The sequence below is a fragment of the Klebsiella sp. 10982 genome (assembly GCF_048589245.1).
Classification (GTDB): Bacteria; Pseudomonadota; Gammaproteobacteria; order Enterobacterales; family Enterobacteriaceae; genus Klebsiella; species Klebsiella quasivariicola.
Window position 1 is genome coordinate 14679 of the sequence record NZ_JBMAXV010000015.1, and the last position, 15372, is coordinate 30050.

The following is a 15372-nucleotide window of genomic DNA, read 5'->3' on the forward strand; positions in this document are numbered from 1 at the left end:
CATTTTGTTATCAAAAAGGACACCACTATGACCTCAAGCGCCAATTCCGAGTCCGTAACCTACGCCAAAGCTTTCGGCGTCAAAACCGCCGCTGAAACCGGTGACCGCATTGACCACGTGAAACTGTCGCTGGCTTTTCTGCCGCTGGCCACCCCCGTCAGCGATGCCAAAGTGCTGACCGGTCGCCAAAAACCGCTGACCGAAGTGGCGATTATCATCGCGGAAATTCACTCCCGGGATGGATTTACCGGCGTCGGCTTTAGCTACTCGAAACGTGCGGGCGGCCAGGGCATTTACGCTCACGCTAAAGAGATTGCCGATAATCTGCTTGGCGAAGATCCAAACGACATCGACAAGATCTACACCAAACTGCTGTGGGCCGGGGCTTCCGTCGGCCGTAGCGGAATGGCGTTACAAGCTATCTCCCCTATCGATATTGCCCTGTGGGATATGAAAGCCAAGCGCGCCGGTCTACCGCTGGCCAAACTGCTGGGTTCACATCGTGATTCCGTGCAGTGCTACAACACCTCCGGTGGCTTCCTGCATACCCCCCTGGATCAAGTGTTGAAAAACGTGGCTATCTCCCGTGAAAACGGCATCGGCGGGATTAAACTGAAAGTCGGTCAGCCTAATACTGCCGAGGATATCCGTCGTCTGACGGCGGTGCGCGAAGTGCTGGGCGATGACTTCCCGCTGATGGTCGATGCCAACCAGCAGTGGGACCGTGAAACCGCCATCCGCATGGGACGTAAAATGGAGCCGTTCAATCTGATCTGGATTGAGGAGCCGCTGGATGCCTATGACGTTGAAGGCCACGCGCAGCTGGCCGCCGCGCTGGATACGCCGATTGCCACCGGCGAGATGCTGACCAGCTTCCGCGAACATGAGCAGTTGATCCTCGGCAACGCCAGCGACTTCGTGCAACCAGATGCCCCGCGCGTCGGCGGGATCTCCCCGTTCCTGAAAATAATGGATCTGGCCGCGAAGCACGGTCGCAAGCTGGCCCCGCACTTTGCCATGGAGGTGCACCTGCATCTCGCCGCCGCTTACCCGCTGGAGCCATGGCTGGAGCACTTCGAGTGGCTGAACCCGCTGTTTAACGAGCAATTAGAATTGCGCGATGGGCGGATGTGGGTTTCCGAACGTCATGGTCTGGGCTTCACCCTCAGCGAGCAGGCGCGCCGCTGGACCCAGCAGAGCTGCGAGTTCGGAACACGCCCGTAATCACGTTCCCCGGATAATGACGCCAACGCCTTATCCGGGCTACCGGTCCGCAGACCACTGATGACCCGTAGCCCCGGTAAGCGCAGCGCCACCGGGGATAAACCTCTGACCCGCTGTACTCGCTATACACGAAATCCTGCAGCCAGCATCAAGGCGGCATGGAGGACGACGTGTCTTCACAACCCTGCAAAGGAGTTGAATAACATGCAACAGCAACTAAAACGCAGCAACGTGCGTTACGGCATATTACTTTTTTTATTTCTCGCGACCGTATTTAATTATGCTGACCGGGCCACTCTGTCCGTTGTCGCGCCCATTATGAGTAAAGAGTTAGGTTTTGACCCTGAAGCCATGGGCCTGGCCTTTTCGGTGTTTGGTATTTCCTACGTCATTATGCAAATCCCCGGCGGCTGGTTGCTGGATAAATATGGTTCGCGGTTGGTCTATGGCTGCGCGCTGATTGGCTGGTCGGTCGTCACTATGTTCCAGGGCACGATTTATCTGTTTGCCAGCCCGCTGGTGGTGCTGGTGATCCTGCGTCTGATGATGGGCGCCATTGAAGCGCCCGCCTTTCCGGCCAACAGTCGCCTGAGCGTCCAGTGGTTTCCCAATAAAGAGCGTGGATTTGTCACCTCGGTCTATCAGGCGGCGCAGTATATTTCGCTGGGCATTATTACGCCGCTGATGACCATCATTCTGCATAATTTAAGCTGGCACTATGTCTTTTATTATATTGGCGCTATCGGGGTGGTGCTGGGGATATTCTGGCTGGTAAAAGTGAAGGATCCTTCACATCATCCTAAAATTAACCAACAGGAGCTCGATTATATTCGTGAAGGCGGCGGCGTACCGGAATTAGGTAGCCAGAAAACGCAGCAAAAATTAACCCTCGCGCAGATTAAAAGCGTCTGTGTCAATCGCATGATGATCGGGGTTTATATCGGCCAGTTTTGCGTCACCTCGATTACCTGGTTCTTCCTCACCTGGTTTCCGACCTACCTCTACCAGGCCAAAGGCATGTCAATCCTCAAAGTCGGGTTTGTCGCCAGTATCCCGGCGATAGCCGGCTTTATCGGCGGCCTGCTGGGCGGCGTGTTTTCGGACTGGCTGCTGAAACGCGGTTACAGTCTGACCACCGCCCGTAAGCTTCCGGTGATCTGCGGCATGCTGCTCTCCTGCATCATTGTCGTCGCCAACTACACCTCTTCGGAAGTGGTGGTGATCGCCGCCATGAGCCTGGCGTTCTTTGCCAAAGGTTTCGGAAACCTCGGCTGGTGCGTGCTGAGCGACACCTCGCCAAAAGAGATGCTCGGTATTGCCGGCGGCGTGTTCAATATGTGCGGCAACCTGGCGAGCATCATTACCCCGCTGGTCATCGGGGTGATCCTCGCCAATACCCACTCATTTGATTACGCCATCCTCTACGTTGGTTCCATGGGCGTGCTGGGCCTGTTCTCCTATCTGTTCATCGTTGGGCCGCTGGATCGCTTGACGCTCACTCCGCGCACCGTTTGATTGAAGACCCTGGCGAGCATTCGCCTCCGCTGTTTCGCATTGTACTCCGGCGAAACAGCGGTTTTTTAGTAGGTTATCCCCGGCGGGTTGACCACCGACTGCGTCACCGCTTCGCCCTGCTCTCCCCAGCGCGCCAGCACCTGCTGATATTCACCGCGGGCAATCGCCCCGTCGAAGGCCGCCTGCAGGGCATAGACCAGACCGTTGCCTTTTTTAGTGGTCGTCGCCACCCACGCTTTTTTCGGCCCCAGGCCCACCACCCGGGTCTGGCCGTTAAGGGCGGCTTTATAGGCTGCCACCGACTGCGGGCCGAAAAAGATATCCGCCCGCCCGGACTGGATATAGAGGTTGCCGGAGGCATCATCGGTCAGGTAGACCGGCTGGGCCTGCGGCCGTCCGGCGGCGCGGTTGTCCTCGTTCCAGCCCAGCAGGATCCGCTCCTGATTGGTGCCGGACCCGACGATCACTTTGCGCCCGGCGAGGTCGGCAGGTCCGTTTATCGCGGCGATGTCGCTGGTGGATTTCACCGAGAAGGCCAGGGAGTCCACCCGGTAAGTCGCAAAATCGAACTTCTCTTTGCGCTTCTCGGTCACCGCGATATTGATCAGCGCCACGTCGTAGCGGCCGGAGGCGATGCCCAGCGGCCAGTCCTCCCACGCGGTGGGCACCAGCCTGAGCTTCAGGCCAAGGCTTCCGGCCAGCAGGCGGGCCATATCCGGGTCGCTGCCGATCCGCGTGCGGTTGTCGCTGGCCAGCAGCGCCAGCGGCGGCGAATTGAGCGCCGAGATCGCCACCGTCAGCGTCCCCGGCTCGACGAAGCGATAGCCCGGCGGGATTTTCGCTATCGCCTGCGGGTCACGGGTGACCGGCAATGGCTGCTCATTGGCGCGCAGATCCAGCGCCGCGTGAGCGCTCATGGCAAAAGCGCTGAGAATAAGGGTCATTAGCGCTCTTTTCATGACGGCAGCACCCTGGATAAAAACTGTCGGGTACGCGGATGCTGCGGATGGTTGAGCACCTCGTCGCTGCTGCCCTGCTCGACGATCCTGCCGTCGACCATAAACACCACCTGGTCGGCCACCTCGCGGGCAAAGCCAATCTCATGGGTCACCACCACCAGGGTAGTGCCGGAGCGCGCCAGCTTCTTGATGACATCCAGCACCTCGCCCACCAGCTCGGGATCCAGCGCCGAGGTGGGCTCATCAAACAGGATCACCCGCGGGTTCAGCGCCAGCGCCCGGGCAATGGCGATACGCTGCTGCTGCCCGCCGGAGAGATGCCGCGACCAGGCGTCGGCTTTATTGCGCAGTCCGACGACGTCCAGCAGTTCCCAGGCACGGGCAATGGCCTCTTTGCGCGTGACCTGCTTGTGGGCGATCGGCGCCTCAATCAGGTTTTCCAGCACCGTCAGGTGCGGAAACAGGTTAAAGTTCTGGAACACGTAGCCGACGTTGATCCGCTGGCGAAGAATTTCCTTTTCTTTCATCTCATACAGCTTGTCGCCTTTGCGGCGATAACCGATATAGTCGCCATCAATCTGAATAAATCCCTCATCGACACGTTCGAGGTGATTTATGGTGCGCAGCAGCGTGGACTTGCCCGAGCCGGAAGGGCCGAGGATCACCGTCACCGTGCCCGGGGGGATCTCCAGCGACACATTGTCCAGCGCCTTGTGGCGGCCATAGTATTTGCTGACCCCGGTGATAGAGATATGGCCATTATGAGAGCTGGGCATGAACGGCCTCCTGCGGCTGTGGTTGACGTGCGGGTTGATTCAGACGGCTGCTGCGGGCGCTGTTTACCGCCGAGCGACGCTCGCTGCGCGCCAGGGCGCGTTCCACCAGATACTGAATGGCGGAGAGGACGCTGGTGATCGCCAGATACCAGGCGGCGCCGACCATCAACAGCGGGATCACCTCCTGGGTACGGTTGTAGATCATCTGGATGGTGTAGAACAGTTCCGGCATCGCCAGGACGTACACCATCGCCGTTCCCTTGGCCAGACTGATGATCTCATTGAAGCCGGAGGGCAGAATGGTGCGCAACGCCTGCGGCAGAATAATGCGCAACGTGCGTCGCCAGGCGGGAAGCCCCAGCGCGGCGGCGGCTTCATACTGCCCGTGGTCGACCCCCAAAAAGCCGCCGCGAATGATCTCCGCGGTATAGGCGCTCTGCACCAGCGTCAGGCCCACCACCGCCGTGGAGAATTGCCCCAGCACGTTAATGGTCTGATAGCTGGCCCAGGTGACGCCGGTAAACGGGATCCCCAGCGACAGGGTGTCGTAGAGATAGGAAAAGTTATAGAGAATGATCAGCACCACAATCAGCGGCAGCGAGCGAAACAGCCAGATATAACCCCAGGCGAGGCTGCTGAGCAGCCACGATGAGGATAAGCGGGCCAGCGCCAGCAGGCCGCCGAAGATCACGCTCAGCACCGTGCCGAGCAGGGTCAGGAGCAGGGTTTGTCCCAGCCCCTCGAGGATCACCGGGTCGAAGAACCAGCGGGCGAAGACGCCCCACTCCCAGCGCGGGTTAAAGGCCACCGACTGGATCACCACCGCCAGCACCAGCAGGGCGACCAGCGCCCCGACTACCCGCAGCGGGTAGCGCGCCGGCACCACTTTGATTGTTTCAGATGAATGCATCATGCCTCCTCAGGCGCTGTGACTGAAGGCGCTCACCGCCAGCGCTTTAGTGAACCGCAACCGGCCATCGTAGGGCGGCTGACTGTACTCTTCCGGGTCGCGCGTGAGGTCAAACTGCGCCTCATACCCCTGGCTGAGATAGAGCTTTACCGCCTCCGGCTGGCGGAAGCCGGTGGTCAGGTAGATATGGCTGTACCCGGCCAGCACCGCCCGCCGCTCCAGCTCCTGAACCACCTTCGCCGCCAGCCCCTGCTGGCGCAGGTCGCGGTGCGTCCAGATACGTTTGATCTCCGCGGTGTGGCGATCTTTCGGCTTATAAGCGCCGGTGGCGATAATTTCGCCCTCCCGCTCAAGGACGATAAACAGCCCCTGCGGCGGCACATACCACTCACTCAACTCCACTTCCGCATCGCGGGAAAAATAGTCGCCGTAGCGGGCGGCGTATTCGGCAAACAGCCCGCTAATAATCGGCTGTAGCTCCGGGGCGTCCGGAGAAATATCGCGGAATGCTTCGCTCATCGCGCCTCCTGTCAGTCGCCCAGTCCGGGCGGGTTGATTTCCGATTGCGGAATGCTTTCCACTCCTTCACCCCAGCGGTTAAGCACTTTGGCGTAATCCCCGCTGGCGATAGCGCCGTTCAGCGCCGCCTGGACGGCGTTCACCAGCCCGCTGTCTTTTTTCAGCGTCACCGCGATATGCGCCGCTTTCGGCCAGCCGCCATCGACGCTGCCCACCAGTTTGGTTTTGCCGGTCAGCGCCGCCTTCCATGCGCCAATCACGTTGGGGCCGAAAAAGGCATCGGCTCGTCCGGTTTGCAGAGCCAGCGTCTGGGCGGCATCATCCTTGGTGTAAACCGGGGTAAACGGCTTCAGCCCCTTTTTGACGTTCTCCGCATTCCACGCCAGCAGGATCGCCTCCTGGTTAGTACCGGAGCCGACGATAATCTTCAGCCCGGCGATGTCCTCCGCCTTGTCAATTTTGTTCAGCGGACTGGTGCTTTTGACGTAGAAGCCCAGCGAGTCTTTGCGGTAGGTGGCGAAATCGAACTTCTCTTTGCGCTCTTTGGTGACGGTAATATTGCTGATCGCGGCATCATATTTGCCGGAGGTGACGCCCAGCGGCCAGTCTTCCCATGAAGTGGGAACCACGTTCACTTCCAGTCCAAGGCTCTCCGCCACCAGCCGGGCGATATCCGTCTCGCTGCCGAGCAGGGTTTTGTTGTCATCGGCGAAGACCGTCAGCGGCGGTGAGTTCAGGGCCGCCACCGCGACGGTGAATTTCCCCGGCACCACCAGATGCAGGTCTTTCGGCAACAGGGCAATGGCCTGCGGATTTTTCGCTGTGTGAATCGGCGTTTTGTTGGCCTCCAGGCTCACCCCGGTGCCATTGATCCTGACGTCCTGGGCCCACGACGAGGCGCTAAATGCCAACGCGACGGCCAGCAAGAGTGTTGTTTTCTGCATAGCGTGATTCTCTTTTATTATTTTTGGAATTGATTAGCGGGTAGCGCCAGACCCAGACTTTCCCGCAGGGTGGTGCCCGGATAGTCGCGACGGAACAGTCCACGCGCCTGAAGCAGCGGAACCACCTCATCCACAAAGCGCGGGAAGGTTTCCGGCGTACCGCCCTGAATAATGAAACCGTCCGCCGCGTGCTGTTCGAACCACAATTGCAGGCCATCGGCGACATCGCTGGCTGTGCCGGTAAAGCGCGGACGTGGGCTCGCTGCCTCCAGGGCCACCTGGCGCAGGGTTAATCCCCGCTCGCGGGCGTGGCGTTTAATCTCGTCGGTGGTGCTGCGGAAGCTGTTCTGTCCCAGGTCGCCAATATCCGGGAAAGGTTCGTCGAGCGGGTACTGCGAGAAATCGTGGTGTTCGAAATAGCGCCCGAGATAATTCAGCGCATCCTCGATGGAAACCAGCGCCGCGGTAGTCTGGTACTGACGTTCCGCATCCTCGGCGTCATCCCCGACGATGACGCTGACGCCCTGGAAGATATGCAGTTGGTCCGGGCTGCGCTGATATGCGCTGAGTTGGCTTTTGACATCCTGATAAAATGCCTGCGCCTCGGCCAGCGATTCCTGATGGGTAAAAATGGCATCGGCGTGACGTGCGGCTAATTTTTTGCCGTCGTCCGACGCGCCGGCCTGGAAAATAATCGGTCGGCCCTGCGGCGTGCGGGCAATATTCAGCGGCCCGGCGACTTTAAAGAAATCGCCGTGGTGATCGAGCGTATGCAGTTTATTTTTATCAAAGAACTGGCCAGTCTCCTTATTGCGCACGAAGGCGTCTTCTTCCCACGAATCCCATAACCCTTTCACCACCTGCAGATATTCATCGGCAATGCGATAGCGCAGCGCATGATCCGGATGTTGGGCACGGGAGAAGTTTTTCGCCGATCCTTCCAGCGGGGAAGTGACCACGTTCCACCCCGCCCGTCCCTGGCTTAGATGGTCGAGGCTGGCGAACTGGCGGGCGGTGGTAAACGGCTCACTGTAGGAAGTGGATAAGGTCCCCACCAGCCCCAGACGCCGGGTGACCGCCGCCAGCGCGGAAAGTACCGTTAAAGGTTCGAAGCGATTTAGAAAATGGGGAATCGATTTTTCGTTAATATATAAACCGTCGGCGACAAAAATAAAATCCAGCTTCCCCGCTTCCGCTTTTAACGCCGTCTGTGTGACGAAGTCAAAATTAATACTGGCGTCCGCCTGCGCCGCCGGATGACGCCAGGCGGACATATTTCCCGATGCGCCATGTAATATCGTTCCCAGACGCAATTGTCGATTTCCAGACATAGCTACCCCTTCCCCTGTCATCCATTAAATATGTTGTAATGCCTGTTCCGCCAACTGGGCGAAATAGTGCGCTGCGGGCGCAATAAGCCGTTCGTCCGGATTAAATGCCGGATGGTGCAGACCATATTCGCTGGCGCTGCCAATGCTGACGAACGCCCCGGGAATATGCTGAAGATAGACCGCAAAATCTTCGCCGCCGAGATGCAGATCGGCGTGATGGGTGCGGTACCCGGCCTGGGCCGCCACGTCGCTGGCGAAGTCGGCCCAGCGGGCGTCGTTGACCAGGGCCGTCGGGCCGGCATACCAGAAGACGTCAATCTGTGCGCCAAAGGCGCTGGCGAAACCGGCGGCGATCTCGCTGACCCGGGCCTTGACCCGCTGCTGCACATCACTGCTGTGGGTGCGCAGCGTCCCTTCCAGCTCGACGCTCTCCGGCAGCACGTTCCAGGTATTGCCCCCCTGGATCCGCGTCACGCTGAGCACCACCGAGTCGAGGGTGTTCACTTCCCGGCTGGCCACGCTCTGCAGCACCGTCACCAGCTGGCTGGCCAGCAGGATCGCATCCTTTCCTTCATGTGGGCGCGCGGCATGCGCCCCCTTCCCGGTCACTTTGAAGACGAAGCGGTCGACGTTGGCGTAGAACGCGCCGCCGCGGGTGGCAAATTCCCCCACCGGCAGGCCGGGCTCATTGTGCATGCCAAAGATCGCCGACACATCCTCCAGCGCCCCGGCGCGGATCAGGGTTTTCGCCCCGCCAAAATTTTCCTCCGCCGGCTGAAACAGGATCCGCACCCGCCCCGGGAGTTCCGCTTCCCGCTCTTTCAGCAGCAGCGCCGCCCCCAGCATCACGCTGGTGTGAATATCATGGCCGCAGGCATGCATCACCCCTTCATTTTGCGAGCGGTAAGGCAGACCGGTCGCCTCCTCGATGGGCAACGCGTCAATGTCCGCCCGCAGAGCAATCACCTTGTCGCCGCTGCCGACTTCGGCGACCAGCCCGGTTTTCAGATCGTAGGGCAGCAGTGTCAGCCCGCCGCTCTGCAGCCAGTCGCGGATCCGCGCGGTGGTGGCTACCTCCTGCAGGGAGAGCTCCGGGTTCTGGTGCAGCTCGCGCCGCCAGCTAATCAGTTGTTGTTCAAAGGACATTCAGCACCTCCTTGCCGTAGTGAGCCTGCGCCAGCAGGCGCAGGGAGTCCAGGCGCGCTGGCCCGTCGCTAATAGGGGTATCAATGATGAGTTCATCCAGCTGATCTTCCGCCTGCAGCGCGTCAAGCCGGGCTTTAACCTGTTCGGGAGTACCGGAGATCAGTGAGGATTCGCGGCGGTGGATGCGCGTCGGCCGGCTGCCGGCCTGGCGGGCAAAAGCGGCGGCCTGAGCCTCGCTGCCGACGGTCACCCGCTGGCCGTTCTCCAGCTCGACGCCCCACACCTCGACCTGCTGCGCCAGCGCGGCGGCGGTGGCCGGATCGTCAGCCACCACCACCTGCACGGCGACAATCGCCTCACGCGGGCTGAGCTCGCGCCAGCGGTTGATCACCGTGCGGCGCAGCGCGCTGTCGCCATTGAGATGGGCGGCAAAGACAAAGTTCCAGTCAAGACGGGCGGCCAGTTCAGCACTCTCCAGGCTGGCGCCGAGCAGGAAACCGTCGGCCCGGCGCGGCGGGATCGGCGTGGCGCGCAGGCTCTCCTCTCCCCCTGGCTCAGTCAGTGACAGCCAGTTATCGAGCTGCGCCAGCTGATCGGCAAAGGTGCCTTTCTCCTCCTGATGCAGGCCCTGCTGCAGGGCGCGGGTGGAAAGCGGCAGGCCGCCAGGCGCCTTGCCCACCCCGAGATCGATGCGACCCGGGGCGATGGCGGCGAGCAGGTTAAAGTTTTCCGCGACCTTATAGGGGCTGTAGTGCTGGAGCATGACGCCGCCGGACCCGAGGCGAATGCGCCGGGTGTGGCCCAGCAGCCAGGCGATAACCAGCTCCGGCGAGGGGCTCGCCAGCTGATCGGTATTGTGGTGTTCGGCGACCCAGAAGCGGTGGTAACCCCAGGCTTCGGCGTGTTGCGCCAGCGTTAATGTACGCGCCAGCGCCTGCGCAGCGGTTTCCCCGGCGGCAAGCGGACTTTTATCCAGGATACTGATTCGATAAGACATTTCGCAGGCTCATGTGAAAGTACGTGCCTGCATTATTAAAATCTCTGCTAACTATTGAGAAACAATTAATTCACATGTGTACTGCTGAAAATTAGATATGCCCGGCTGACCGCTGCGCTTCCAGCTCGCGCAGCAGCGCCTCAGCCTGCCGCGGATTGCGCACCCGGACGAAGCGAATATGGCGATATTGCGGATCCTGCATATCGGCCAGATAGCGTCGGCGATGCTGCCGCCAGGTCTTAAGCGTCCACAGGATAATGGATTCCCGACTGCAGAACGAACGACGAAAGCTCTCGCGGTTGCCCGTGCCCGGCCACAGCTCCTGATGCCGCCACGCCCGGCTCGCCGCCCGCCATACCGCCTGGCGCAGCGTGCGCCAGAAGCCATAATCTACCCAGATCACCAGATCCACCTCGCGCCATTTAACGCTGCGGCTGCGATTATAATTGCCATCCAGCACCCAGCCCGGCGTGGCCGTCGCGGCGGCAATAGCGGCGAAAAACGCCTCATCCGGTGCGCCCTGCCAGTTCGGCCGCCAGTACAGGCGATCGAGCTCGATCCACGGCAGCCCCAGCCGGTGCGCCAGGCGCCGGGCCAGGGTGGATTTGCCTGAGCCGCTGGTGCCGACCACGTTGATGTTCATCTCTGTTTCTCCCTGGTAGCCAAACGAATACTTATATCAATGTTAAATGGCGTATACAGTAGTGATGCTTATCAATGATAAAAGGTGTTTTCAGGATGAACCCCTATGAAGCACGCTACAGACAACTGTTAGCCAACGGAGCCAGCGCCTGGGCGGGTGATGGTTTTGCCCGGGCAAAGATACAACAGGAAAAAACATTTCATTGGCTGGATGCCCATGGCTATTTACCCGCTCCCGGCGCGCCGGTACTTGAACTGGGATGTGGCAATGGTGCCATGGCAGCCCAGTATCTGGCGGAAAGAGGCTATGCCGTATCGGGTGTTGATGTGTCCGAAACGGCGATCCGCTGGGCAGAAGACCGTTTTCAGCAAGCGGGTCTGGACGCCACATTTTTCGTCGGCAACGTCTGTCATCTTTCTCAATGTGAGGATGCCCAGTATGCCTTAATCATTGATGGCAGCTGTCTACATTGTCTGCTGGAAGATGAGCGTCGCCGTTTTTTCGCCGAGGCGAGAAGATTGCTGAATCCCGCAGGCCGGCTGGTGATCGGCTCGATGTGCGGGCTTCCTCGTTATGCTGAAGACCTCGCCACTTACGATCCTGCCAGGCATCATCTCCTGAAAGAGGGGCAGCCCTGGCGTACGCTTAAACCCCTCCCGGCTTTACTGAATGAGATACAGCAGGCGCAATTTACCGTCCTTGCCACCAACGTTAAGCATAATGCCTGGTGGGACCATGCCACCATCGTTTGTTCGGCAAACGGGCCGTCGGCAGATCCACAGGAGAGTTAATTTCAGGCTGACCGCGCCATCTGTTATGCAGCGCCAGTGAAGATGGCGCTGCCGCCAACAAAGCAGTCTTTATCCAGCGTCAGGCTGGCGATTTTATGCACCGGACCACGCATAAGGACCTGAAAACCCGCGTCGAAGGCGATGTGCAGCTGACCACCAGGCATGTTGACATCCACCCGATCGTCCACCTTCCCTAACCGGCGCATCGCGCTGGCAGCCGCGCAGCTGCTGCTCCCGGAGGCCATCGTGAACCCCGCGCCCCGCTCCCAGATACCAATCTTCAGCGTATGGCGATCGATAACTTCCACGAACTGGACATTGGTGCGTTTGGGGAACAGGGAATGGTGTTCGATTTGCGGTCCTAAACGATGAACCTGCGCCAGGTCGAGCTTATCTACGAGGACAACGCAGTGGGGATTGCCCATGGAGACCAGCACGACGGACAGGGTTTCATCCGCCAGCGGCAAAGGATAATTCACCGCCTCAGGCAAATTCACTAAGGCGGGCAGCGCCGCCGGATTGAAATTCGCCCGCCCCATGTCGACGCTAATCTGATGAACATCGCCATGCACAGTGCAATGAACGTCACCGCCCGCCGTGTGTACCAGAAAGGGCTCATGGCCGACACGACCGATATCAAAAAGATAACGCGCATAGATCCGTAGCCCGTTACCGCTTTTCTCCGCCTCGGAGCCGTCCGGATTGATAATACGCAGTGTGGGATTGATCTGATCGCCGCTGTCGATCAGCAGGCCATCCGATCCCACGCCATAGTGGCGATGGCACAGAATTTGAATATGCTCGTTGCTCAACTGATCGGCAACGTCGCGATGGCATACCAGGTAATCATTACCCAGCCCGTGATATTTATGAAAGTGTAAGGGTGTCATTGTGTGGGTTCGCCTGGCGCTGCAGTTTTTTGGACATATTACATTACATTCGCCGTCTTGATGAATTAAACCCTGCGTTGTTAACCGTCGTGATCATTCTGCTCCACTGCGTCCGGCTATCAGACTGGCGCCTCCCCTCCGTCGGGCTTACACTCAGCGTACCTGTGAGCGGTATTCATCAATCCGGAAAGATTATGCTAAAAGAGAACGTAAACGATCTGCTCTCCTTTATGGTGGTAGCGCGTGAGCGCAGCTTTACCCGCGCGGCGGCCCAGCTTGGCGTGTCGCAATCGGCGCTCAGCCATGCTATGCGCCATCTTGAAGCGCGGCTCGATGTGCGGCTGCTGACCCGCACCACCCGCAGCGTGGTGCCGACCGAAGCGGGCGAGCGACTGATTCAGCGCCTCGGTCCGCATCTGGAAGAGATGGAGCAGGCCCTGGCCGCCCTGCGCGACACCCGAGAGCGCCCGGCGGGCAACCTGCGCATCACCGCCGGGGAGCATGCCGCCAGCGCGGTGCTCTGGCCGGCGCTAAAGCCATTTATGCTGCAATATCCTGATATTAACATCGAAATCACTGTTGATAATGGTCTCACGGATATCGTGGGTGACCGCTTCGACGCCGGGGTGCGTCTCGGCGAACAGGTGGCAAAAGATATGATTGCCGTGCGCATCGCCCCGGATATGCGGATGGCGGTGGTGGGTTCGCCGGCCTATCTGCAGCGGGCCGGTACGCCGCAAACGCCCTGGGATCTTGCCCGGCATCGCTGCATCAATCTGCGTCTGCCGACACGAGGGGGACTTTACGCCTGGGAATTTGCCCGCGATGGCCGGGAGATTCAGGTGCGAGTGGAGGGACAATTGATCCTCAACAGCCTGCCGCAGCGCATCGACGCGGCGGAAGCGGGCCTCGGGCTGGCCTACGTTCCGGACGATTGCGTGGCGGAGGCCTTAGCCAGTGGCCGGCTGGTGCGGGTGCTGACGGAGTGGACCCCCACCTTCCCCGGCTACCATCTCTACTACCCCAGCCGGCGCCAGCATACCAGCGCTTTCACGCTGTTACTGGAAACTCTGCGACGCTGATCTCATTGATAAATCTGTCAAATGCTATCGGTAAATGTTTTAGGTGCGTAACTATTACGTTACGTGTAGGATTCAGCGCCATGTCTGAGCTTATCTCCTACGTCAGAATGATGAGAAAGCCAGCATAATGTGCCAGCCGTCCTCCACTCCGGCTGCAAACATGGGCATTGACAGGAAACTGATACATCAATGAATACGAAACACGAAAATGCAGCGGAGCATCATGCTGCAAAACGCCACTGGCTCAACTCACATGAAGCGGGTTATCACAAAGCGATGGGCAACCGTCAGGTACAGATGATCGCCATCGGCGGCGCCATCGGTACCGGTTTGTTCCTCGGCGCCGGGGCACGTTTACAAATGGCAGGGCCAGCGCTTGCCCTGGTCTATCTGGTCTGCGGCATCTTCTCCTTCTTTATTCTTCGCGCCCTCGGCGAACTGGTTCTCCACCGCCCCTCGAGCGGCAGCTTCGTCTCCTATGCCAGGGAATTCCTCGGTGAAAAGGCCGCTTACGTGGCCGGCTGGATGTACTTCGTTAACTGGGCCATGACCGGGATCGTCGATATCACCGCCGTGGCGCTGTATATGCACTACTGGGGCGCGTTTGGCGACGTGCCGCAGTGGGTCTTCGCCCTTGGCGCGCTGGCCATCGTCGGCACCATGAACATGATCGGCGTGAAGTGGTTCGCCGAGATGGAGTTCTGGTTCGCGCTGGTTAAAGTGCTGGCGATCGTCGCCTTCCTCGTGGTCGGCACCATTTTCCTCGGCTCCGGTAAGCCGCTGGATGGCAATGCCACCGGCTTCCATCTGATCACCGATAACGGTGGTTTCTTCCCGCACGGCCTCCTGCCGGCGCTGGTGCTGGTGCAGGGCGTGGTCTTCGCCTTCGCCTCCATTGAGCTGGTGGGAACCGCGGCCGGCGAGTGTAAAGATCCAGAGTCGATGGTGCCGAAAGCCATCAACAGCGTGATCTGGCGTATCGGCCTGTTCTACGTCGGTTCGGTGGTGCTGCTGGTACTGCTCCTGCCCTGGAATGCCTACCAGGCCGGACAAAGTCCGTTCGTCACCTTCTTCTCAAAACTGGGCGTACCTTATATCGGCAGCGTGATGAACATCGTGGTGTTAACCGCGGCCCTCTCCAGCCTTAACTCGGGTCTCTACAGCACCGGGCGTATTCTGCGCTCGATGTCGATGGGGGGCTCCGCGCCGAAGTTTATGTCGAAGATGAGCCGTCATCACGTCCCTTACGCCGGGATCCTGGCGACGCTGGGGGTATATGTGGTGGGGGTGTTCCTTAACTATCTGGTGCCGTCGCAGGTGTTTGAGATCGTACTTAACGTCGCTTCGCTGGGGATCATTGCCTCCTGGGGCTTTATCGTGGTGTGCCAGATGCGTCTGCGCAAAGCGATCAAGGAAGGGAAAGCGGCAAAGGTCAGCTTCAGAATGCCGGGGGCGCCGTTCACCTCCTGGCTGACGCTGCTGTTCCTGTTCAGCGTGCTGGTGCTGATGGCCTTCGATTATCCGAACGGCACCTACACCATAGGCTCAATTCCGCTGCTGGCGGTATTGCTGGTGGCTGGCTGGTTTGGTGTGCGTAAACGCGTCCATGCCATTCACAGTACGGCGCCGACGCTGAGGAAGTAAC

The 15372-nt window shown here is 59.6% G+C and carries 13 protein-coding genes and 1 pseudogene; 5 read left to right on the top strand and 9 right to left on the bottom strand.

Annotated features, from left to right (window positions below):
* Nucleotides 1-27 precede the first annotated feature (27 nt).
* Nucleotides 28-1224, top strand: coding sequence for an L-talarate/galactarate dehydratase (locus ACKLKD_RS13450; RefSeq protein WP_087804962.1), 1197 nt, complete (start codon nt 28-30; stop codon nt 1222-1224).
* A gap of 204 nt (nt 1225-1428) precedes the next feature.
* Nucleotides 1429-2739: an MFS transporter gene (locus ACKLKD_RS13455; protein WP_080924105.1), complete on the top strand. Its 1311-nt coding sequence runs from the start codon at nt 1429-1431 to the stop codon at nt 2737-2739.
* 65 nt (nt 2740-2804) lie between these two features.
* Here ACKLKD_RS13455 and ACKLKD_RS13460 read toward each other — a convergent pair whose 3' ends face one another.
* From ACKLKD_RS13460 to ACKLKD_RS13495, 8 genes and pseudogenes are all read right to left on the bottom strand, one after another.
* On the bottom strand, nt 2805-3656 hold the full coding sequence (locus tag ACKLKD_RS13460; protein WP_165931866.1) for a transporter substrate-binding domain-containing protein: 852 nt from the start codon (nt 3654-3656) through the stop codon (nt 2805-2807).
* A gap of 38 nt (nt 3657-3694) precedes the next feature.
* Nucleotides 3695-4474: an amino acid ABC transporter ATP-binding protein gene (locus tag ACKLKD_RS13465; RefSeq protein WP_080896803.1), complete on the bottom strand. Its 780-nt coding sequence runs from the start codon at nt 4472-4474 to the stop codon at nt 3695-3697.
* Entirely contained in the window at nt 4458-5384 is a 927-nt protein-coding gene (locus ACKLKD_RS13470; RefSeq protein WP_008804709.1) for an amino acid ABC transporter permease, read from the bottom strand. The genes ACKLKD_RS13465 and ACKLKD_RS13470 overlap by 17 nt, the downstream gene beginning before the upstream one ends.
* A 9-nt stretch (nt 5385-5393) precedes the next feature.
* A complete protein-coding gene (locus tag ACKLKD_RS13475) occupies nt 5394-5903 on the bottom strand; it encodes a GNAT family N-acetyltransferase (RefSeq protein WP_025712678.1) in 510 nt (169 codons plus the stop codon).
* An 11-nt stretch (nt 5904-5914) separates the two neighbouring features.
* Nucleotides 5915-8178: pseudogene (locus ACKLKD_RS13480) on the bottom strand (NtaA/DmoA family FMN-dependent monooxygenase).
* Nucleotides 8179-8202: 24 nt separating this feature from the next.
* Nucleotides 8203-9324, bottom strand: coding sequence for a M20 peptidase aminoacylase family protein (locus ACKLKD_RS13485; protein WP_080896799.1), 1122 nt, complete (start codon nt 9322-9324; stop codon nt 8203-8205).
* Entirely contained in the window at nt 9314-10321 is a 1008-nt protein-coding gene (locus tag ACKLKD_RS13490) for an MsnO8 family LLM class oxidoreductase (protein ID WP_080896798.1), read from the bottom strand. The genes ACKLKD_RS13485 and ACKLKD_RS13490 overlap by 11 nt, the downstream gene beginning before the upstream one ends.
* A 91-nt stretch (nt 10322-10412) precedes the next feature.
* Complete coding sequence (locus ACKLKD_RS13495; RefSeq protein ID WP_080896797.1) at nt 10413-10964, bottom strand: shikimate kinase; 552 nt, start codon at nt 10962-10964, stop codon at nt 10413-10415.
* A gap of 95 nt (nt 10965-11059) precedes the next feature.
* On the opposite strand from ACKLKD_RS13495, the gene ACKLKD_RS13500 reads away from it, so the two are divergent.
* Nucleotides 11060-11755 carry a class I SAM-dependent methyltransferase gene (locus ACKLKD_RS13500; RefSeq protein ID WP_080896796.1) on the top strand — a complete coding sequence of 232 codons (696 nt, stop codon included), beginning with the start codon at nt 11060-11062 and terminating at the stop codon, nt 11753-11755.
* Nucleotides 11756-11778: 23 nt separating this feature from the next.
* Here the strand turns inward: ACKLKD_RS13500 and dapF are convergent, their stop codons facing one another.
* Nucleotides 11779-12645: a diaminopimelate epimerase gene (gene dapF / locus ACKLKD_RS13505; RefSeq protein ID WP_080896795.1), complete on the bottom strand. Its 867-nt coding sequence runs from the start codon at nt 12643-12645 to the stop codon at nt 11779-11781.
* 194 nt (nt 12646-12839) lie between these two features.
* Here dapF and ACKLKD_RS13510 point away from each other — a divergent pair, with 194 nt between their 5' ends.
* Nucleotides 12840-13727 carry a LysR family transcriptional regulator gene (locus ACKLKD_RS13510; RefSeq protein ID WP_025712670.1) on the top strand — a complete coding sequence of 296 codons (888 nt, stop codon included), beginning with the start codon at nt 12840-12842 and terminating at the stop codon, nt 13725-13727.
* Between the two features lie 189 nt (nt 13728-13916).
* Nucleotides 13917-15371, top strand: a complete 1455-nt coding sequence (gene ansP / locus ACKLKD_RS13515) for an L-asparagine permease (RefSeq protein ID WP_025712669.1) — start codon at nt 13917-13919, stop codon at nt 15369-15371.
* Nucleotide 15372: the final 1 nt, after the last annotated feature.